The 23,802-nt window shown below is 73.8% G+C and carries 1 protein-coding gene; it reads left to right on the forward strand.

Annotated elements, in window-relative coordinates:
- Nucleotides 1-15 precede the first annotated feature (15 nt).
- Nucleotides 16-23,733 carry a non-ribosomal peptide synthetase/type I polyketide synthase gene (locus OHA89_RS39790; protein WP_331761765.1) on the forward strand — a complete coding sequence of 7,906 codons (23,718 nt, stop codon included), beginning with the start codon at nt 16-18 and terminating at the stop codon, nt 23,731-23,733.
- Nucleotides 23,734-23,802: the final 69 nt, after the last annotated feature.

The raw sequence follows: 23,802 nt of genomic DNA on the forward strand, positions 1-23,802 counted from the left end.
CGGAAGGAACTCCTGATGTCTGAACAGAGTCGGCTGGAACTCGCCCTGCCCGCGATCCGGGAGCTCAAGCGGCGGGCGACCGATCTGGAGGCACAACTGACCGAACCGGTCGCGATCGTGTCGATGGCGTGCCGGCTGCCGGGCGGGGTGGGGACTCCGGAGGAGTTCTGGGAGCTGCTTTCCTCGGGTGGGGACGCGATCGAGGGGTTCCCGTCGCGGTGGGACGGCTGGGACGTGTACGACCCGGATCCGGAGGCCGTGGGCAAGAGCTATGCGCGGACCGGCGGATTCCTGCGGGACGTGGAGGAGTTCGACGCGGGTTTCTTCGGGATACCGCCGCGCGAGGCGCGGGCCATGGACCCGCAGCAGCGGGTCGTCCTGGAGACCGCCTGGGAAGCCCTCGAACGGGCCGGGTACCCCTCCGAAGCCGTCGAGAACAGCAACACCGGTGTGTACCTGGGCACGATGAACGGCGACTACGGCAGCCTGGGGCACGGCCTCGGGGACCAGGACGGCTACGTCAACACCGGCAGGGCGAGCAGTGTGCTGTCGGGCCGGGTGTCGTACGCGCTGGGGCTGCGGGGCCCCGCCGTCACGGTGGACACGGCGTGTTCGTCTTCGCTGGTGGCCCTGCACCTGGCGGTGACGGCGCTGCGGCAGCGCGAGTGCGACGTCGCGCTGGCCGGCGGTGTGACCGTGATGTCGACGCCGTCGGTGTTCGTGGAGTTCTCCCGGCTGCGCGGCACCGCGGCCGACGGCCGGTGCAAGAGCTTCTCCGCCGACGCGGACGGGGCCGGCTGGTCCGAGGGCTGTGGCGTGCTCGTACTCAAGCGGCTGTCGGCGGCGCAGGCCGACGGTGACCGGGTCCTGGCCGTGATCCGCGGCTCGGCCGTCAACCAGGACGGCCGGTCCCAGGGACTGACCGCTCCGAACGGGCCCTCACAGCAGCGCGTGATCCGGGAAGCCCTGTCGCGTGCGGGGCTGTCCCCGGCGGACGTGGACGCCATCGAGGCACACGGCACCGGCACCCCCCTCGGCGACCCGGTCGAAGCCGGTGCGCTGGCCGAGGTCTTCGGGCCGGGGCGGTCCGCGGAGCAGCCGGTATGGCTGGGGTCGTCGAAGTCGAACATCGGTCACGCCCAGGCCGCCGCGGGCGTGGCCGGCGTGATCAAGATGGTGCTCGCCCTCCAGCACGAGCAGCTGCCCCCGAGCCTGTACGCCGAGCGGCCCAGCGAGCACATCGCATGGGAGGGCAGCGGGCTCGAGCTGCTGGGCGAGGCGCGCTCCTGGTCGCGGGAGGAGTCCCGGCCGCGGCGCGCGGGCGTGTCGTCGTTCGGCCTGTCCGGGACCAACGCCCATCTGGTCCTCGAAGAGGCACCGGCGCGCACGGAATCCACGGAGGAGCCCGAGGAGGTCTCCGGGCCCGAGGACGGTGCCGCCACCGGTGGGGTGTTCCCGGTGGTGGTGTCGGGCCGGGACGCGGGTGTGGTGCGGGCGCAGGCCCGGCGCTGGGCCCAGTGGTGGCGGCGGCACCCGGAGGTCTCGCTGGACCGGGTGGCGTCCACCGCCCTGTGGAACCGCAGTTGGTTCGACCACCGCGGCGCCGTCCTCGCCACCACCCGCGAAGAGGCCATCGAGCGACTGGAAGCCCTCGCCGAAGGCACCGATGCCATCGGAGTGATCGCTCCCGTCGAGACGCTGGGTGAGGAGGCGCTCCAGGACGCCGGCCCCGGCGGTGTGTGGGTGTTCCCGGGGCAGGGGTCGCAGTGGGAGGGCATGGGCCGGGCCCTGTACGAGCACTCGCCGGTGTTTGCGGAGACCGTGGCCGCTTGCGACGCGGCCCTGCTGCCCTGGACGGGGTGGTCGGTCACCGAGGTCCTCACCGGACGGCGTGCCCTGTCCGGGGTGGAGGAAGTACAGCCGGCGCTGTTCACCATGAGCCTGGGCCTGGCCGCCTGGTGGGAGTCCATGGGCATCACCCCGCAGGCCGTGATCGGGCATTCGCAGGGCGAAGTGGCCGCCGCCGTGGTGGCGGGCATCCTCACCGTCGAACAGGGCGCGAAGATCGTCGCCGCCCGCTCCCGGGCCGTCGCCACCTGCCGCGGGCAGGGCGGCATGGCCGTCGTCGAACGCGGCGTGGACTGGATCACCGAACGCCTCACCGGCACCGAACTGTCCGTGGCCGCGGTCAACACCCCGGGATCCACCGTGATCTCCGGAGACGGCGACGCCCTCGACACCCTCCTCGCCCAACTGCGGGCCGAGGACGTGTTCGCCCGCCGCGTGCAGGTCGACTACGCCTCCCACAGCGCCCACATGGACCCCCTCCTGCCCGCCCTGGCCGAGGAGCTCGCCGGACTCCAGCCCGCAGCCGGACGGATCCCGCTCTACTCCACCGTCCACGGCCGTCTGATCCACGGCACCGAGATGGACGCCGACTACTGGTGCGCCAACCTGCGCCGGCCCGTCCGCTTCGACCAGGCCAGCAACGCCGCCACCGCCGACGGCCACCACACCTGGATCGAGATCAGCCCCCACCCCGTCATGGCCATGGCCCTCGACGAAATCACCCAGCACCACGGCGGAACCACCGTCGCCAGCGCCCACCGGGACCAGGCCGACACCACCGACGTGCTGTCCTCATGGGTCCGCGCGGGACTGGCCCGCGGGAACGGCTGGCCGTGGGAGCGCGCGGTGCCGCGGACGCCGGTGGAAACCGCCCTGCCCACCTACGCCTTCGACCGCCGGCGCCACTGGCTCCCCACCTCCGCCGGCACCCCGGCCGACCCCTCGGCCTGGGGCGCGGACGGGCTCGACCACCCCTGGCTCCCGCTCTCCACCCCGCTCGCCGACGACGACGGCCTCGTCCTCACCGGCAGGATCGACGCAACGGCACCCGGACAGCGCTGGCTGAGCGACCACAAGGTGTTCGGCACCGTGCTCCTGCCCGGCACCGGGATCCTCGACATGGTCCTCGCCGCCGCCGAACGCGTGGGCGCCACCGGGATCGACACCCTCACCCTGACCACCCCCCTGGTCCTCCCCGCGACCGGCGCGCTGCGCGTCCAGGTCGCCGTCACCGGCGCCGACGGCCACGGGGGCCGCCAGGTCACCGTCCACACCCACCCCGACCCCGACACCCACCCCGACGCGCCCTGGACCACCCACGCCACCGCCCGGCTCACCCACCCGACAGCCGGCGACACCCACGGCGACGGCTTCCGGGACCTGCGGAGCGGGCCGGTGGCGGGCACCACACCCGTGGATCTGGACGGGTTCTACGACGGGCTGCGCGAGCGCGGGATCGACTACGGACCCGCCTTCCAGGGCCTGGTGGAGCTCTCCCGCAGCGGCGACACCGCCTACGCCGTGGTCCGCCTGCCCGAGTCGGCGGCCGGGGCCGGGGCCGAGAGCGCGGCGGCAGGCGGCTTCGCGGTGCATCCGGCGCTGCTGGACGCGGCGCTGCACGCGGTCGCCGTACTGGACGCCGACACCGGACGGGTGTCGCTCCCCTTCGAGTGGACCGGGGTGGAGCTGTACGCCACCGGGGCCACCGAACTGCGCGTCCGGATCGAGCGGGACCCCGCGTCGTCCGAGGCCCGGCTGTGGATGACGGACGCCCACGGAGATCCGGTGGCCTACGTGGACGCGCTCGTCCTGCGCCCGGCGACCGAACAGCAGCTGCGGCAGCGCACGAGCGACCACCTCTACCGGCTCGACTTCCGGCCTTCCCCCGCGACCCGCGAGGTACCGGCCGAGACCTGGGTCCTCGGCGGCTCCGGCGACCTCGCGCACGCGACCGGCGGACGGCCCGTCACCGACGTGGCCGGGCTGCGCGCCCTGCTCGACGCCGGCGACGAGCCCCCGGCCCGCCTCGTCGTCGACAGCACCACGCGGGACCCCGGTGACCTGGCGGACGCGGTGCGCACGGCCACCGCCACCGCACTGCACGTGCTGCAGGGTCTGCTGGCCGAGTCCCGGCTGGAGGGGACCGAACTGGTCTGGGTGACCCGGCAGGCCGTACCGGCCGGGCCGGGGGAGGGCGTCGACGGTCTGGTGCACGCCCCGGTCTGGGGCCTGGTCCGTGCCGCGCGCGCCGAGTACCCCCAGCGGTCGCTGCGGCTGGTGGACACCGGTTCCGCGGCCGAGGACACCGCCGTGCTCGCCAGGGCCGTGTCCGTCGCCGACGAGCCCGAGATCGCCGTACGGGCCGGAGGGATACGGGTCGCGCGGCTGGTCCCGGTCGACCCGGAGCCGGAAGGCGCCACCGGGGGAACTCCGGTACCGGAGGGAACGGCACTGGTCACCGGCGGAACCGGTGAGCTGGGCCGGGAGCTCGCCCGGCACCTGGTGCGCACCCGCGGCGTCCGGCGCCTCGTACTGACCTCGCGTCAGGGCGAGCGGGCCCCGGGGGCCGCCGGCCTCGCCGCCGAACTCACGGGGGCCGGGGCCGAGAGCGTACGGATCGTGGCCTGTGACGTCGCCGACCGGGAAGCCCTCGCCGGTCTGATCGGTTCCATCGACGATCTGGACTCGGTGTGGCACCTGGCCGGCGTACTGGACGACGGACTGCTCCCGGACCAGAACGCGCAGCGGCTGGAGCGCGTACTGGCTCCGAAGCTGGACGCGGCGCTGCACCTGCACGAACTCACCCGAGAGCACTCGCTGTCCGAGTTCGTCATGTTCTCCTCGCTCGCCGGAGTGCTCGGAAGCCCCGGCCAGAGCACGTACGCCGCGGGCAACGCCTTCCTCGACGCCTTCGCCGTATGGCGGACGCACGCGGGCCTGCCCGCCAGGAGCCTGTCCTGGGGCCTGTGGGAGCAGGCCGGCACGGGGCTGACCGCGCATCTCGGCCGGGCCGAGCTGACCCGGATCCGGCGCATGGGCGTCGAGCCGCTCTCCGTGGACCAGGGGCTGCGGGCACTGGACGCGGCGCTGGCGGTGGATTCGCGGGGACACCTGGTTCCCGTGCGGCTCGGGCTGGCCGCGCTGCACCGCGGCCAGGACGAGGTGCCGGTACTGCTCCGCGGCATGGTCAGGACGCGCCTGCGGCGGGCGAACGCGGGGGATGCCCCCTCGGGCCTGCGCGGCAGGCTCGCGGCGCTCTCCCCCGACCAGCGGCGGGAGACGGTGACGCTGCTGGTGCGGTCGGCGGCGGCGAACGTGCTCGGCCTTCCGGACAAGGGCGCGGTGCCGGCCCAGCAGGTGCTCAGGGACCTCGGCCTCGATTCGCTGATGGCCGTGGAACTGCGGCGCCGGATCTCGCAGGAGACCGAGGTCCCGCTGCCCGCGACACTGGCCTTCGACCACCCGACCCCGGCTGCCATGGCGGAGTTCCTCCTGGAACGGATGGACCTGTCACCGGCCGCGCCGCCCACCGGGGCCGTCGTCCGGGCCGCGGACGAGGACGACGATCCGGTCGCGATCGTGTCGATGGCGTGCCGGCTGCCGGGCGGGGTGGGGACTCCGGAGGAGTTCTGGGAGCTGCTGTCCTCGGGTGGGGACGCGATCGAGGGGTTCCCGTCGCGGTGGGACGGCTGGGACGTGTACGACCCGGATCCGGAGGCCGTGGGCAAGAGCTATGCGCGCACCGGCGGATTCCTGCGGGACGTGGAGGAGTTCGACGCGGGCTTCTTCGGGATACCGGCGCGCGAGGCGCGGGCCATGGACCCGCAGCAGCGGCTGGTGCTGGAAGCCTCGTGGGAGGCTCTGGAGCGCGCCGGATTCCGCCCCGAAAGCCTCGAGGGCAGCAACACCGGCGTGTACCTCGGTGCGATGGGGTCGGACTACGACCGTTTCCACCAGCACGACCTGAGCGCGCTCGACGCGTACGGCTCGATGGGCAGCGCCGGCAGCGTGCTGTCGGGCCGGGTGTCGTACTCCCTGGGGTTGCAGGGCCCGGCCGTCACGGTGGACACGGCGTGTTCGTCTTCGCTGGTGGCCCTGCACCTGGCGGTGACGGCCCTTCGCCAGGGGGAGTGCGACGTCGCGCTGGCCGGCGGTGTGACCGTGATGTCGACGCCGTCGGTGTTCGTGGAGTTCTCCCGGCTGCGGGGCATGGCCGCCGACGGCCGGTGCAAGAGCTTCTCCGCCGACGCGGACGGGGCCGGCTGGTCCGAGGGCTGTGGCGTGCTCGTACTCAAGCGGCTGTCGGCGGCGCAGGCCGACGGTGACCGGGTCCTGGCGGTCATCCGCGGCTCGGCCGTCAACCAGGACGGCCGGTCCCAGGGGCTGACCGCCCCGCACGGGCCCTCGCAGCGGCGGGTGATCCAGCAGGCCCTCTCGCGTGCGGGGCTGTCCCCGGCGGACGTGGACGCCATCGAGGCACACGGCACCGGCACCCCCCTCGGCGACCCGATCGAGGCGGGCGCCCTGGCCGAGGTCTTCGGACCGGGCCGTTCCGCGCAGCGGCCCGTGTACCTCGGTTCGTCGAAGTCGAACATCGGTCACGCCCAGGCCGCCGCGGGCGTCACCGGCGTGATCAAGATGGTTCTGGCGCTCCAGCACGAAGAGCTGCCCGCGACCCTGCACGCCGACGAGCCGAGCCCCCACGTCGCATGGGAGGGCAGCGGGCTCGAGCTGTTGGGCGAGGCACGCTCCTGGCCTCGGGAGGACTCCCGGGTACGGCGTGCGGGCGTGTCGTCGTTCGGGCTCAGCGGGACCAACGCCCACCTCGTCCTGGAGGAGGCCCCTGCCGTGGGGACCGTCACCGAACAGGCCGTTCCGGAAGGCGTGTTCCCGGTGGTGGTGTCGGGCCGGGACGCGGGTGTGGTGCGGGCGCAGGCCCGGCGCTGGGCCGCCTGGTGGCGCGAGCACCCGGAGGTGTCCCTGGAGCGGGTGGCGTCCACCGCGCTGTGGCACCGTGGCTGGTTCGACCAGCGGGGAGCCGTCCTGGCCACCACCCGGGACGAGGCCATCAGCCGGCTGGAAGCGCTGGCCGAGGGGATCGAGACGCCCGGTGTGATCGCCCCCGTCGAGGGACTGGGCGACGAGGCCCTCCAGGGGGCCGGTGCCGGGGGTGTGTGGGTGTTCCCGGGTCAGGGGTCGCAGTGGGAGGGCATGGGCCGGGCGCTGTACGAGCGTTCGCCGGCGTTCGCCCGAGCGGTCGCCGCTTGTGACGCGGCTCTGCTGCCGTGGACCGGGTGGTCGGTGACCGAGGTCCTCACCGGGCAGCGGCCTCTGTCCGGGGTGGAGGAGGTGCAGGCGGCGCTGTTCACGATGAGCCTGGGCCTGGCCGCCTGGTGGGAGTCGATGGGCGTCGCCCCGCGGGCCGTGATCGGGCATTCGCAGGGTGAGGTGGCCGCGGCGGTGGTCGCGGGCATCCTGACCGTCGAGCAGGGCGCGAAGATCGTGGCGGCCCGCTCCCGGGCCGTGGCCACCTGCCGCGGGCAGGGCGGCATGGCCGTCGTCGAACGCGGCCATGAGTGGATCGGCGAGCGCCTGGCCGGCACCGGCCTGTCGATCGCCGCGGTCAACACCCCCACGTCCACGGTGATCTCCGGCGACGCCCATGCCCTGGACACCCTGCTGGCGCAGCTGAAGACCGAGGACGTGTTCGCCCGCCGGGTGCAGGTCGACTACGCCTCCCACAGCGCCCACATGGACCCCCTCCTGCCCGCCCTGGCCGAGGAGCTCGCCGGCCTCCAGCCGGCAGCCGGACGGATCCCGCTCTACTCCACCGTCCACGGCCGTCTGATCCACGGCACCGAGATGGACGCCGGCTACTGGTGCGCCAACCTGCGCCGGCCGGTCCGCTTCGACCAGGCCGCCCAGGCGGCCACCGCCGACGGCCACCACACCTGGATCGAGATCAGCCCTCACCCCGTCATGGCCATGGCCCTCGACGAGATCACCCAGCACCACGGCGGGGTCGCCGTGGCCAGCGCCCACCGGGACCAGGGCGACACCACCGACGTCCTGTCCTCATGGGTCCGCGCCGGCCTCGCCCACGCGGACGCATGGCCCTGGCAGCAACTCGTCCCCCGGGCACCGCTGGCGAGCGAGTTGCCCACGTACGCCTTCGACCGCCGGCGCCACTGGCTCGCCGCCTCCGGCACCACCCCCGTGGACGCCTCCGGCCGGGGCGTGGGCGGGGCCGACGGGGTGGACCACCCGTGGCTCACGCTGTCGACACCGCTGGCCTCCGGCGACGGACTGATCCTCACCGGCACGATCGATGCCACCGACGGCGGGCAGGCCTGGCTGGGCGACCACCGCGTGTTCGGCACGACGCTGCTGCCCGGTACCGGGATCCTGGACATGGTCCTCACCGCCGCCGAACGGGTCGGCGCCGGCACGGTGGAAACCCTGACCCTCGCCACCCCGCTGGTCCTGCCCGAGACCGGGCGGCTGCGCCTTCAGATCGCCGTCACCGACATCGACGGCCACGGGCGCCGCCAGGCCACCGTCCACACCCACCCCGATTCCGACACCCACCCCGACACGCCCTGGACCACCCACGCCACCGCCCAGCTCACCCACGGCGCACCCCCGAACGACCCCGAACCCCTCGACTGGGCGGCGGCGGTCGAGTCCGCGCAGCACGTCTCCCTGGACGGGTTCTACGAGCGCTTCCGCGAGCGCGGACTCGACTACGGCCCCGCCTTCCAGGGCCTCAGTGCCCTGTGGCGGCACGGCGACGAGCTCTACGCCGTCCTCCGCCTCCCGGAGGACCTGCGGCCCGAAGGCTTCGGTATCCACCCGGCCCTCCTGGACGCCGCGCTCCACACGATCCTCACCGCCGAGGAAGCCGACGACGAGAACACGCGGCACCGCGACGGCAAGCGGGTCCTGCTGCCGTTCGAGTGGAACGACGCCCGGCTGTACGCGACCGGGGCCTCGGTCGTGCGGGTGCGCGTACGCCTCGACAGGACGCGCGAGCAGGCCGAGCTGTGCGTGACGGACGAGCACGGGGACCTGGTCGTCACGGCGGGCCTCCGCCTCCGGGAGGCCCGCGCGGAGGGCGTGCGGACGGCGGCGCAGCAGCACCTGTACCGGCTGGAGTTCCAGGAGTGCCCGTCGTCGCCCGCCGCCGCCGGGCCCGCGGACACCGTGATCACCGCCGGCCCCCTCGCGGCCGCGCTCGGACTGCCCGCGTTCGACACGGGAACCGCGACCGGACCGGCTCCTTCCCGCATCGTCGTGGATGCCACCCAGCCCTCCGGTACCCCGGAGGAGTTCACCGCGGCGGCCCTGGTCCGTGCGCGTGACCTGCTGGCCGATCCGCGGCCGGCCGGCACCGAACTGGTCTGGGTGACCCGCCGGGCGATCTCCGCGGACGAGGACGAGAGCGTCGACCTGACCTCGGCGCCCCTGTGGGGCCTGCTGCGTGCGGCACGCGCCGAGGGGCACCCGGTGCGGCTGCTGGACGTGGACGCCGGCGCCGATCCGGACACGGTGCGGGCGGCACTGACCCTGCCCGAGCCGGAGCTGGTGGTCCGCGGCCGTACGGTACGGGTACCCCGGCTGGTCCGGTTCTCCCCGCACGACACGGCACCCGACGGCGGCGCCACCGCGTCCGCGGCCGAGGGCACGGTGCTGATCACCGGCGGTACCGGTGAACTGGGCCGGCAGGTCGCACTGCACCTGGTGAGCGCGTGGGGAGTGCGCAAGCTGGTCCTGGCCTCCCGCCGGGGCGACGCCGCGGCCGGCTCCGACGAGCTGGTCGCCGAGCTGACCGCCGCCGGGGCCGCAGACGTGCGCGTAGTGGCCTGCGATGTCACCAGTCGCGAACAGCTGGCCGGACTCGTGGAGTCCGTCCCGGACCTCAGCGGCGTGTGGCACCTGGCCGGCGTACTCGACGACGGGCTGCTCACGGACCAGACTCCGGAGCGACTGGAACGCGTCTGGGCGCCCAAGGCACGCGCGGCGTGGTGGCTGCACGAGCTGACCGCGGACCGCCCACCGGCCTGGTTCGTGGTGTTCTCGTCCGCCGCGGGTGTCCTCGGAAGCGCCGGGCAGAGCGGTTACGCCGCGGCGAACGCGTTCGCGGACGCGGTCGTGCTCGAGCGCCGCCGGCAGGGACTTCCCGCACTGAGCCTGTCCTGGGGACTGTGGGAGCAGGCCGGTACGGGCCTGACCGCGCACCTGGGACGGGCCGAACTGGCACGGATGCGCAGGCAGGGAGTGGCCGCGCTGACCGGCGCCCAGGCGCTGGGGGCTCTCGACACCGCGCTGACCGGCCGGCGGGCGCATCTCGTACCCCTGCGGATCGATCTGTCCGGGGCCGAGGACGACCGCTCGCCGCTGCTGCGCGGCAGGACCCGGATGCGCAGGCTCGCGGACACCCGGACCGGCAGCGCCGACACCGGCTGGTCCGCTCTGCCGCAACCGCAGCGCGTTCGCGCGCTGGCCGACCTCGTGCGGCGCGAAGCGGCCGCGGCGTTGGGCCGCCCCGACGAGATCCGCCCCGACGCGGAGTTCACCGAACTCGGGCTGGACTCCCTGATGGCCGTGGAACTGCGCCGCAGGCTGTCCGCCGAGACCGGGCTGTCCCTGCCCGCGACGGCAGTCTTCGACCACCCGACGCCCGCCCGCCTGGCGGAGTACCTGAACGGCTGCCTGCGGGACCGGGGGGAGGACACGGTCCGTGCGCGCGTGGAACGCGTGGAGCGGCGCGACGTCCATCCGGCGACCGAGGGGCAGCGCAGGCTGTGGTTCCTGGAGCAGATGCGTCCCGGCACGGCCGAGTACAACGTGACGATGCCGGTCCGGGTCGCCGAACCGCTGGACCGCGCGGCGTTCGCCTCCGCCGTCGAGCACGTGGTGCGGCGGCACGAGGCACTGCGCACGGGCCTGGAGAGCCGCGACGGCGAGCTGGTCCAGGTGGTGTACGAGGAGTTCGGCACCCCGCTGCGCTTCGAGGAGGTCGCCGGCTCCGACGAGCTGGCCGACCGGATCCGGGGCGAGGCCGAGACGCCCTTCGACCTGTCCGGACCCGTGCTGCTGCGCTGCCTGGTGCTGACCGGCACCGACGAACAGGTGGTCTGCCTCACCCTGCACCACGCGATCGTCGACGCCTGGTCGCTGGTCATGACGCTGAATCAACTGTTCGCCGCCTACGGGGAGTTCCGCGCCGGCCGGGTTCCCGACAGCGGCAGCGCGCCGCTCGTGCACCTCGGCGACTACGCCGGCTGGGAGCGGGACTCCATCGAGCGGGGAGCCTTTGAGACGGGACTCGGCTTCTTCCGGGACGAACTGTCCGGGGTCCCGCGTCTGGAACTGCCCCCGGGCGATGCGGACTCCGGCGCGGACAAGGTCGGATTCACCGTGTCCGACGCCCTCCGCGGCGAGCTGGAGGCCCTCGCCTCCGAGGCGGGGGTCACCCTGTACACGGTGCTGGCCAGCGCCTTCGCGGTGCTGCTCGCCCGGTACAGCGACCAGCGGGACTTCGGCATCGGCACGGTGTGGTCCGGGCGCGGACTGTCCGGGTCGGCGGAGATCGTCGGCTTCCTCGCCAACACGCTGCCGCTGCGCTGCGACCTCTCCGCCGACCCGGACGTGCCCGGTCTGCTGTCGGCGATGAAGTCCCGCGTGCTCGGCGTGATGGAGCACCAGAACGTGCCCCTGTCCGAAGTGGTCAAGGTCGTCGACGCCGAGCGCAACGGCGAGGAGAACCCGCTGTTCCGGGCGGTGTTCAACTACGGCCTGGGCGCGGAGCCCGATGACGACACGTGGCGGCCGTTCGCCGGGTTCTTCACCGGCAACGTCGCGGGAACCGCCAAGTTCGAGCTGACCATGAGCCTCGCACCCGCCGCGGAGGGACTGCGCGGGGAGCTGGAGTTCCGGACACACGTACTGGACCAGGGATCCGCACGGCGCATGGTCGCGAACTTCGAGACCCTGCTGACCTCCTTCGTCCGGGACGCCGGTCTGCCGGTCAGCCGGCTGTCCCTGCTCCATGCCGAGGAGGAGGGCCGGTTCCGGCGGCACGGCGACGGCGTCACGCCGGAGCCCGCCGCGCTGCCCGCGCCGCAGCCGCAGCCGGAGGCCGCGGAGTCGGCCGCCGGCGGTGACCGGGTGTGGGAGACGGTGCTCTCGGCCTGGTCGCAGGTGCTGGAGGTGGAGCCGGACGAGGTGGACCCGGACAGCGGGTTCTTCGATCTGGGCGGCACGTCGTTGACGGCGGTGCGGGTCCACGAGCTGGTCCGTGACGGCCTGGGCCGCGAGTTCCCGCTCGCGACGCTCTTCCGCCACTCCACGGTGCGGCAGCTGACCACGTTCCTGCGCGGCGACACCACGCCCGCGGCGCCCGCGGCGACGGCGACGGCGGCGGCGGCCGAGGAGCGTACGGGCACGGGCACGGGCTCGGACTCGGGCCCGGACCAGGACGCGGTGGCGATCGTCGGCGTGGCCCTGCGCCTGCCGGGCGCGCGCGACGCGGAGGAGTTCTGGGCGAACCTGCGCGGCGGTGTCGAGTCGATCCGCCGCTTCACGGACCAGGAGCTGCTGGACGCCGGGGTGCCCATCAGCGTGCTGGACGATCCCGCGTTCGTCCCCGCCAAGGGGTACGTGGAGGACGCCGACCTCTTCGACGCCGAGTTCTTCGGGTACTCGCGGTCCGAAGCGGAGAACATGGATCCGCAGCACCGGCTCTTCCTGGAGACGGCCTGGCAGGGCCTGGAGGACGCCGGCGTCCTGCCCGGCGCCGACCACGGCCGCATCGGAGTCTTCGCCGGCGCCGGATTCGGCGGCTACAACACCGGAACCGTCCGAGGCGACGAGATCACCGAACTCCACGAGTTCTACCGCAATCTCCTCGGGAACAAGTCCGACTTCGTGTCCACGAGGGTGGCGCACAAGCTGAACCTGCGCGGTCCCGCGCTGACCGTGCAGACGGCGTGCTCCACGGGTCTGGTCGTCGCACACCTGGCCCGGCAGAGCCTGCTGCGCGGGGAGACCGACGTGGCCCTCGTCGGCGCCTCCGCGCTCACCTTCCCCCTGGAGTACGGCTACTACCACCAGGAAGGCTTCGTCTTCTCCCCGGACGGCTCCTGCCGTGCGTTCGACGCCGAGCGCCAGGGCACCGTGGTGGGCAACGGTGTGGTGGCGGTGGTGTTGCGTCGGCTGTCGGACGCGGTCGAGGCAGGAGACCGGATCTACGCGGTCATCCGCGGCAGCGCCATCAACAACGACGGCTCCGACAAGGTCGGATTCACCGCGCCGAGCGTGAGCGGCCAGGCCGCCGTCATCACCGACGCGCTCGCCGACGCCGGACTGTCGTCCGCTGACATCGGCTACGTCGAAGCGCACGGCACGGCCACCGCCATGGGCGACCTCATCGAGGTCCAGGCCCTCCAGGAGGTCTTCACCTCCGACCGCGACGAGCCGTGCTCGCTCGGGTCGGTGAAGTCGAACATCGGCCACGTCGACGTGGCCGCGGGCCTGGCGGGGCTGGTCAAGGCGGCGCTGTGCGTCTACCACGGCGAGCTGGTGCCCACGGTCAACTTCCAGCGCGTCAACCCCGAACTCGGCCTGGACCCGGCCGTCCTGCGGATCAGCGACGACACACGGGCCTGGTCGGGCACCCGACGGGCCGGAGTGTCCTCGTTCGGCATCGGCGGCACCAACGCCCACCTGGTCCTGGAACAGCCGCCCCAGCCGGCCACGCCACCCGCCCCGGCACGCGCCGCGGCGCCCGTGGTCGTCTCCGGACGGACCCCGCAGGCACTCCGGGACCAGGCACGGCAATGGGCCGACTGGCTCACCCGGCACCCCGACACCACCCTCACCGACCTCGTCCGGACCACCACCCGAAACCGCCGGCACTTCGACCACCGGGCCGCCGTACTCGCCCATGACCTGGACGAGGCGGTGCGCGGGCTGACCGCGCTCGGGGACGGACACGCCGACGACGCGGTGTGCACCGGCGTGGCCGAGGAACGCGGCAAGGTCGTGTTCGTCTTCGCCGGCCACGGTTCGCAGTGGCCGGGCATGGCCCGGCGCCTGCTCACCGAAAGCCCGGCCTTCGCCGACACGGTCGCCCGCTGCGACGAGGCACTGCGCCCCTGGACCGGCTGGTCGGTCCGCGAACTGCTGGCGGACCCCGAGGCGAGCGGGCTGAGCCTGGACGACGTCGAGGTGACCCAGCCCGCCCTGTTCACGGTCGCCCTCGGCCTGGCGGAGGTGTGGCGGTCCGTCGGCCTGGAGCCGGAGGCCGTGGTCGGGCACAGCCAGGGTGAGGTGCCCGCCGCCGTGGTCGCCGGAGCGCTGACCCTGGAGGAGGGCGCCAAGGTGGTCGCCGTCCGCAGCCAGGCGTTCGACCGCATCGAGAGCGGCTCGGGCGGCATGGCCGTGCTGGGACTGCCGCTGGCCGAGGTGGAGGAACTGCTCGCCGGATACGGCGGTGCGCTGTCGGTGGCCGTGGTGAACACCCCGGGTTCGGTGGTGGTGGCCGGCGCGGCGGACGCGGTGGGCGACCTGCTCGCGAGGCTGGCGGACCGTGACGTGTTCTCCCGCCGGATCAAGGCGGACCGCGCCGGACACTGCGGCCTGGTCGACCCCATGCTGCCCGAGGTCGAAGCGGCGCTGAGCGGACTGCGCCCCCGCGCGACGACGGTGCCGATGTACTCCACGGTGACCGGCGCGCGGATCGGCGGAGAGGCCCTGGACGCCCGGTACTGGTGCCGCAACCTGCGCGAGCCGGTGCGCATGGACCTGGCGCTCGACGCACTGAGCGCCGACGGCTTCGGCGTGTTCACCGAGATCAGCGCGCACCCGCTGCTGGCGATCCCGCTGACCGCCTTCACCGCCGACCGGGGCGGAGTGGTCCTGGGCAGCCTGCGCCGGGACCACGGCGGCCTCGACCAGATCGTGCGCGGCCTCGGCGAACTGCACGTCCACGGCCACCCGGTGGACTGGACCCGGGTCATCGACGGCCCCGGCCGCCTGGTCGGCCTGCCCGGCTACGCCTTCCAGCGGCAGAGCTACTGGATCGACGGCGGATCCCGTACCCGGCAGGAACGGCAGGCACCCCCCGCGGACCTGGCGGCCCGGCTGGCGGCACTGCCCGAGCCGGCCCGTGCCCCCGCCGTGCTGGAGGCCGTGCAGGAGGTCCTCCGCGGCGTCCTCGGACTCGGCGAACCCATGCCCGTGGACGAGCGGTTCCAGGAGCGCGGGCTGGATTCGATGATGGCCCTGCAACTGCGCAACCGGCTCAGCGAGGTGACCGGCACGCCGCTGCCGTCCACGCTCGCCTTCGAGCACCCCACGCCCCAGGCGGTCGTGGACCATCTGCTGGCCCACGCCTTCTCCGAGCTGCCGCCTTCCGGTCCGGTGATGGAACGCGCCGAGCGGCGCGACGTCCACCCGGCGACCGAGGGCCAGCGCCGGCTGTGGTTCCTGGAGCGGATGCATCCGGATTCGGCGCAGTACAACGCCGTTCTCCGGCTGGAGGTGGCGAGCCCCCTGTGCCCGGAGACGTTCGGCCGGGCCCTGCGTACGGTGATGGAACGTCACGAGGCACTGCGCACCGGGTTGGAGCTGCGTGACGGCGAACTGGTCCAGGTGGTGCACCGGGAGTTCACCGTCCCGCTGCGGCACGAGCGGGTGGCCGATGCCGACGCGCTCGACCGGACGCTGTACGCGGAGGAACGGACCCCGTTCGAGCTGGATGCCGAGACCCTGTTCCGCTGCCTGCTGGTGGACTCCGGCGAGATGTGGACCCTGTGCCTCACCCTGCACCACGCCATCACCGACGGCTGGTCGCTGTCCCTGCTGCTGAACGAGCTGTACGAGACGTACCGGGCCCTCGCCGGGCAGCAGCCCCTCGAGCTGCCGGAGGTCCGCTACCACCTCGGCGACTACGCGCGGTGGGAGAAGCAGGCCGTCGAACAGGGCGCCTTCGAGCGCTCGCTCGCGTACTTCGCGTCCGAACTGGAGGGAGCCCAGCGTCTGGAACTCCCCGCCCGGGACACCGCCGAGAACGACCGGGGCGACCAGGGTGACCGTGACGACCGGGGCGACCAGGGCGACGCCGTGCACTTCACCGTGCCCGCGGAGCTCCGGGCCGCTCTGGACGAGCTGGCCGCACGCAATTCCGTCACCGGGTACACCGTGTACGTCAGCGCCTTCGCGGTGCTGCTCGCCCGGTACACCGACCAGTACGACTTCAGCATCGGCACGATCTGGTCGGCGAGGGAGCTGCCGCAGGTCGCGGAGACCTTCGGATTCCTGGCGAACACCCTGCCGCTGCGCTGCGACCTGACCGGGGCGGTGTCCTTCGAGGACGTCCTCGCCCGCACGCACACCCGTGTGCGCGGGGTGTTCGAGCACCAGAGCGTCCCGCTGACCGAGGTCGTGCACGTCGCCGGCGGTGACCGGACCGGCGAGGAGAACCCGCTGTTCCGGGCGGTGTTCAACTACGGCGGCGCGGCCTTCCCCACGATCGGCACGGGCGAGGAGGCCTGGCGGCTTCCCACCACGGGCAGCGTGTCCGGCAACGTCCGGGGCGCGTCGAAGTTCGAGCTGGGCCTCACCCTGACCGCCGACGGCGAGGTGCTGCGCGGGGAGCTGGAGTTCCAGTCGCACGTGCTGGACCGGGACTCGGCCGACCGGATGGCCGCCAACTTCGGGACCCTGCTGGCCTCGCTGGCCGAGCGGCCCGCCCGTCCGGTCCGCGAGAGCGAACTGCTCTGCGGTGCGGAACGCCGCTGGCTCGCCGAGCACGGCGGCGACGTCGCGGCCCGGCCCGCCGGCGAGACCGCGTTCCAGCGGATCCTGGAACAGGCGGCACGGACCCCCGACGCGGTGGCCGTGGTGTCGGACGGACACGAGCTGACCTACCGGGAGGTGTCCGCGCGAGCCCGCGCGATCGCCCGGCGGCTCGCCGCACTGGGCGTGACCCGTGGCGACCTGGTCGGCCTCTGCCTTCCCCGCACGGCCGATCTGCCGGTGGCGATGCTCGGCACCTGGATGGCCGGGGCCGCCTACGTTCCGCTGGACCCGGCGTACCCGAAGGCGCGTCTGGACCATGTGGTGTCCGACAGCGGCCTCGGGGTGGTGATCTCGGCCGGCTCCCTCGCGGACGTCCTGCCGGACGGCCCGCGCGTGCTGTCCGTTGAGGAGATCACCGAGGAGGTCGCCGAGGAGACCGCCGAGGAGACCGCCGAGGAGACCGCCGAGGAGACCGCCGAGGACGGGCACCACGGACAGCAGCCGGCCTCGGCTGTGCCGGTCCGACCGGAACCGTCCGACCCCGCCTACGTCATCTACACCTCGGGCTCGACGGGCACCCCGAAGGGCGTGGTGGTCGAACACGCGCAGTTCGCCGCCTTCTGCCTGGCCATGGACGACCGCGTCGGCGGTGGCGCCGACGGCACCTGGCTCGCCGTGACCAGCGTGTCCTTCGACATCTCCGGCCTCGAACTGCTGTGGACCCTGACCAGGGGCCACCGCGTGGTCGTCGCCGGCGGAGAACTCGGCGCCTGGGCCGGATACCGGCAGTACGGGCCGACGCACCTGCAGTGCACGCCGTCACTGGCCAGGATGCTGCTGGCGGACGCGGAAGGCCGTGAGCTGCTCGGCGGGCTGCGGCTGCTCCTGGTCGGCGGCGAAGCGCTCGACCGCGGCCTGGCCGACCGGCTGCTGCGGACCTGCGGCGGCGACGTGCTCAACATGTACGGGCCCACGGAGACCACCGTCTGGTCGACGACCTGGCGCGTCGAGCCCGGCCCGGTTTCGCTGGGATCGCCCGTCCTCGACACCCGGCTGGCCGTGCTCGACCGGCACCGGCAGCCGGTACCGCGCGGCTGCCGCGGTGAGCTGTGGATCGGCGGGCGCGGTGTCGCGCGGGGCTACTGGGACCGGGCCGCGCTGACCGACGAGCGGTTCGTGGCGGACCCGTACGAGGGCGCGGGGCGGATGTACCGCACCGGGGACGTCGTCCGCTACCGCGAGGACGGCTCACTGGAGTACTGCGGCCGCGTGGACAGCCAGGTGAAGCTGGCCGGACACCGCATCGAGCTCGGCGAGATCGAGTCCGTGGTCGCCGGCTGCGCCGGCGTGCGGGAAGTCGCGGCGGTCGTACGCGAGGACGCCGGCCCGGCGGCCCTGTGGGTGTACTACTCCGGGGACGCCGGCCGGCAGGTCCTGGCCGAGCACGCCGCGGCGCGGCTGCCGGTGTCGATGCTGCCCGCGCGGTGGATCCGGCAGGACAGCCTGCCGCTGACACCGAACCGCAAGATCGACCGGCTGGCGCTGGCCGCACTGCCCGCGCCGCGGCCGGAGCCCGCGCACCCGGCCGCCGAGGGCGACCGGGTGTGGGACGCGGTGGTCTCGGCCTGGTCGCAGGTACTGGACCTGGCCGAAGTGGACCCGGACCGCGGCTTCTTCGAACTGGGCGGAACGTCGATGGCGGCGCTGCGGGTCCACGAGCGGCTCTGCGCCGCCCTGGACCGCGAGTTCCCGCTCGCGACGCTGTTCCGCTACTCCACGGTCCGGCAGCTCACCGCGTTCCTGCGCGGCGACACCACGCGCACGGTGACCGCGGCCGCGACGTACCGGCAGCGTCCGGACGAGGACGCGGTGGCGATCGTCGGCGTGGCCCTGCGCCTGCCGGGCGCGCGCGACGCTGAGGAGTTCTGGGCGAACCTGCGCGGCGGTGTCGAGTCGATCCGCCGCTTCACCGAGCGGGAACTGCTCGACGCCGGGATACCCAGGAGCGTGCTGGAGGACCCCGGCTTCGTCCCGGCCAAGGGGTACGTGCAGGACGCCGACCTCTTCGACGCCGAGTTCTTCCGATGCTCTCCGTCCGAAGCGGAGAACATGGATCCGCAGCACCGGCTCTTCCTGGAGACGGCCTGGCAGGGCCTGGAGGACGCCGGCATCCTGCCCGGCGCCGACCCCGGCCGCATCGGGGTCTTCGGCGGAGTCGGCTTCGGCGGCTACGACCAGGGCGATTCCGAGGACGCCTCGGAGGTCTTCCGCTCGGCGATCGGGAACAAGAACGACTTCCTCGCGACCCGCCTGGCCCACAAGCTGAACCTGCGCGGACCCGCGCTGACCGTGCAGACGGCGTGCTCCACGGGTCTGGTCGCCACGCACCTGGCCCGGCAGAGCCTGCTGCGCGGCGAGTCCGACGTGGCCCTCGTCGGCGCCTCCGCACTCACCTTCCCCCTGGAACAGGGCTACCAGTACCAGGAAGGCTTCGTGGCCTCGCCGGACGGACACTGCCGGCCCTTCGACGCCGACGGCGCGGGCACGGTCCTCGCCAACGGTGTGGTGGCGGTGGTGTTGCGTCGGCTGTCGGACGCGGTCGAGGCAGGGGACCGGATCTACGCGGTCATCCGCGGCAGCGCCATCAACAACGACGGCTCCGACAAGGTCGGATTCACCGCGCCGAGCGTGAACGGCCAGGCCACCGTCATCACCGACGCGCTCGCCGACGCCGGACTGTCGTCCGCCGACATCGGCTACGTCGAAGCACACGGCACCGCCACCGCCATGGGCGATCCCATCGAGATCCAGGCCCTCCAGGAGGTCTTCACCCCCGACCGCGACGAGCCCTGCGCCGTCGGATCGGTGAAGTCGAACATCGGCCACACCGACGTGGCCGCGGGCCTGGCGGGGCTGGTCAAGGCGGCGCTGTGCGTCTACCACGGCGAGCTGGTGCCCACGGTCAACTTCCAGCGCGTGAACCCCGAACTCGGCCTGGACCCGGCCGTCCTGCGGATCAGCGACGACACACGGGCCTGGTCGGGCACCCGACGGGCCGGAGTGTCCTCGTTCGGCATCGGCGGCACCAACGCCCACCTGGTCCTGGAACAGCCGCCCCAGCCCGCCGCGCAGCCCGCCCCGGCACGCGCCGCGGCGCCCGTGGTCGTCTCCGGACGGACCCCGCAGGCACTCCGGGACCAGGCCGGCCGGTGGGCCCAGTGGCTCACCGAACACCCCGACACCACCCTCACCGACCTGGCCTGGACCACCACCCGGCACCGCGAACACTTCGCCGAACGCGCGTCGGTGGCCGGATCCGACCTGACCGCGGTCATCGAAGGACTGACCGCCATCGCCCACGACCGGCCGGACGCGTCGGTCACCCTCGCCACCGCACGGCCGGGCAAGGTCGTCTTCGTCTTCCCCGGCCAGGGTTCGCAGTGGCCGGGCATGGCCCGGCGCCTGCTCACCGAAAGCCCGGCCTTCGCCGACACGGTCGCCCGCTGCGACGAGGCACTGCGCCCCTGGACCGGCTGGTCGGTCCGCGAACTGCTCCAGGACGAGGACCGCATCGCCTGGGACCGCCTGGACATCGCCCAGCCGGTGCTGTTCACCATGTACCTCGGCCTGGCGGCGGCCATGCGGGAGCTGGGCCTTGAAGCCCAGGCCGTCGTCGGACACAGCCAGGGCGAGATCCCCGCGGCCGTGGTCTCCGGCGCCCTGACCCTGGACGAAGGCGCCAGGATCGTCGCCGCACGCAGCACGGCCCTCGCCGCGCTGGACTCGGACGGCGAGATGGCGACGGTGGAACTCCCCGTCTCCGAAGTCGAGACGGCACTGGCCCCGCACGGGGACGCCGTCTCGGTCGCCGTGGTGAACACACCGGGATCCACGGTCATCTCCGGAGACCGGGCGGTCGTCGAAGAGCTGCTCTACGCGTGGGACGACCAGGACGTGTGGTGCGGCAAGCTGAACACCTCCTGCGCGTCCCACAGTTCGCACATGGACGCACTGCTGCCGGGCCTGCGGGACCGCCTCGCCCCGCTGCGCCCCCGCCCGACCGGCATCCCGCTGTACTCCACCGTGCTGGGCCGGCGGGCCTCGGGCGAGGAACTGGACGCCGCCTACTGGTGCCGGAACCTGCGCGAACCCGTACGGCTCGACCTCGCCCAGCAACAGCTGCTCGCCGACGGGTACACGGTGTTCGTCGAGGTCAGCCCGCATCCCGTGCTGGCCATGCCACTGGCCGACGGCGGCGCGGACCGGGACGCGGTGGTCCTGGCGGCCATGGAACGAGACCAAGGCGGCCTGGACCGGCTCCAGCGCACCCTGGGCGCGCTGCACGCGCACGGTGTCGGGATCGACTGGCCGGCGGCCGTCCCCGACGGCCGCATGGTCGGCCTGCCCGGCTACGCGTTCCAGCGGCAGCGCCACTGGAAGGAACCCGCCCGCCGCAAGACGACCGACCAGCGGTTCTGGGACGCCGTCGGGACGGGCGAGGCCGACGCGCTCGCCGAGCTGCTCGGCGCGTCCGGGCAGCACCGGGACAGCGTCATGGACCTGCTGCCGCTGCTCCGGCGCTGGCACCAGGGCCGCGACGACCACGCCGGGATCGCCGACTGGCTGTACGAGGAGACCTGGCAGCCCGCCGAACCCGCCCCGGCACCGGCGGACGGGGTCTGGGCCGTCCTCGGGGACCCCGCGTCACCCGCCGCGGAGCTGGTGGCGGCTCTCGGCGAAGCGGGTGCCGCCGCGCACCGGGCCGGCACGGACCCGGGTGACCTCGCCTCCCTGCCGGCGGAGCTCCAGGGCGTGATCGTCCTGACGCCCCCGGACGAGGACGGCACGCGGCACGGATTCCTCCGGACCGTACGACTGCTGCAGGAACTCGGAACGAGCCACCCCAGGACTCCGGTGTGGCTGGTCACCAGGGGCGCCGTCGGCGTGGACGCGGCCGATCCGGTCACGCGTCCCGAGCAGGCCCTGCTCCACGGACTGGGCCGGGTCGCGGCACTGGAACGCCCCGAAGCCTGGGGCGGCATCGCGGACCTGCCCGAACAGCCGCACCCGCACTGGGCCGGGCAGCTCGTCCGCGCCGTCCTCGCCGGCGACGACGAGGACCAGATCGCGCTGCGCGCCGACGGCCGGTACGTACGCAGGCTGCGCCGCACCACGCCCGCACCGGGCGCGCCGTGGACGACCAGCGGCACCGCCCTGATCACCGGTGGCACCGGCGCCCTCGGCCGGCGGCTCGCCCGCTGGCTCGCGGAACGCGGCACGCGGCGCGTCGTACTCGCCTCCCGCTCCGGCGAGGTCTCCGCGCGGTTCCGCGAGGAACTCGAGGCGACCGGGGCGGAGATCGTGACGGCGGCCTGCGACGTCGGTGACAGGAGGCAGGTCGCCGAACTGATCGACCGGATCGACGCCGGCGGCCCGCCGCTGACGGTCGTCGCCCACCTCGCCGGGATCGCCGGAATGGCACTCCTGGCCGAGCTCGACGGAGCCCGGGCCGCCGAGGAACTCTCCGCGAAGGTGTCCGGCGCCTGGCACCTGCACGAACTGCTCGGCGACCGGCCCCTGGACGCGTTCCTGCTGTACGGCAGCGGCGCCAGCCTGTGGGGTGCGGGCGGCGGGACGACCTACGCGGCCGGCAACGCCGCGCTGGACGCCCTCGCCCGGCACCGGGTGGCGGGCGGCCGCACGGCCACCGTCGTCCACTGGGGCGGCTGGGCCGACGGAGGCATGGTGACGGAGGAGGCCGAGGAGCAGCTCCGGGAACGGGGCCTGCGGATGATGGCCCCGGACCGGGCACTGGGCGCACTGGACCTGGTACTCGGAACGGACCGGGTGGCACTGGGCGTGGCCGACATCGACTGGTCCCGCTTCACCCCCACCTTCTGCGTCGCCCGGCGGCGTCCGCTGCTGCTGGGCATCCCGGAGGCGCGCGCCGAGATGACGGGCACGCGCCAGGAGAGCGGACTCGGCGAGCGGCTGGCGGGCATGGGACGGGACGCACGGCTGCGTACGGTGCTCGAACTGGTCCGCGTCGAGGCCGCCGCCGCCCTCGGGGTGGCGGACGTCCCCGCCGAACAGCCCCTCCAGCAGCTCGGGATGGACTCGCTGATGGCGGTCGGCCTGCGCGCCAGGCTCGCCAGGCGGACCGGCCTGCCGCTCGGCACGGACGTACTGTTCCGGCACGGCAGTTGCGCCGGCATCGCGCGACACCTGGTCGACGAACTCACCGGGCGCCCGCCCGGCACCGAGGACTCGGCCACCGCCTCGCCGACGGCCTCGGCCGACCAGCTGGTGCGGGTGCTCAAGCCGGCGCCGAACCCCAGGGCACGCATCCTGTGCATGGCTGGAATGGGCGGCACGACCACCGCCCACATCCCGCTCGTCCCGTACCTTCCCGAGGACGTGGAACTGCTGGGCATCCGGGTTCCCGGCCGTGAGGGCAGCGTCGGGGAGGCCCCGGTGAATGATGTGAACGTGCTCGTCGACCGGGTCGTGGCGGAGATGTCCGACCGTCTCGACGTGCCGGTCGTCCTGTACGGGCACAGCCAGGGCGCAAGCGGAGTCTGGGAGATCGCCCACCGGCTGGGCAGCAGGGCGGGCGGACCGGAACTGTCCCTCGTCGCCGCCTGCGCGCTGCCGCCGTTCACCGAGGCCCCGGAGGAGCTCCAGCGGTTCCAAGAGGTGTCGGCGCTGTGGGACACGGCGGAGCCGGCGACCCTGGCCGAGGCCTTCCGGGGGGTGCTGCCCGACGGGATCCTCGCCCACGACGAGGTCTTCGCCGGCTACCTGGAGAACCTGCGGAACGACTCCGCGATGTGGACCCGGTACCAGCGCATGCTGGACGCCGACCGCAGGGGTCCGCTGGACATCCCGGTCACGGCGGTGTCGGCCACGGCCGACCCGGTGCTGCCCGAGGGCACGATGAAGGGCTGGTCCGCGCTGACCAGGGGCACGTTCACGACCCGGAGCATCGAGGGCGCGCACTCGGCGCCGATGGAGAACCCCGAGGCCATGGCCCGGCTGCTGACCGCGGCCGTCCCCGCCGGCCCGACGCCCGGCGCATGAAACGCCCGTGGCGTCCGCCGTCTTCGGACGGCGGACGCCACGGGCGCGAGGAAGGGAAGGAAGGGAAGG

This window comes from Streptomyces sp. NBC_01546, from assembly GCF_045208355.1.
GTDB lineage: Bacteria > Actinomycetota > Actinomycetes > Streptomycetales > Streptomycetaceae > Streptomyces.

What these genes read in the sequence shown, in the direction of transcription:
- OHA89_RS39790 (WP_331761765.1), top strand. Translation starts at nt 16, where the DNA reads ATGTCTGAACAGAGTCGGCTGGAACTCGCCCTGCCCGCGATCCGGGAG.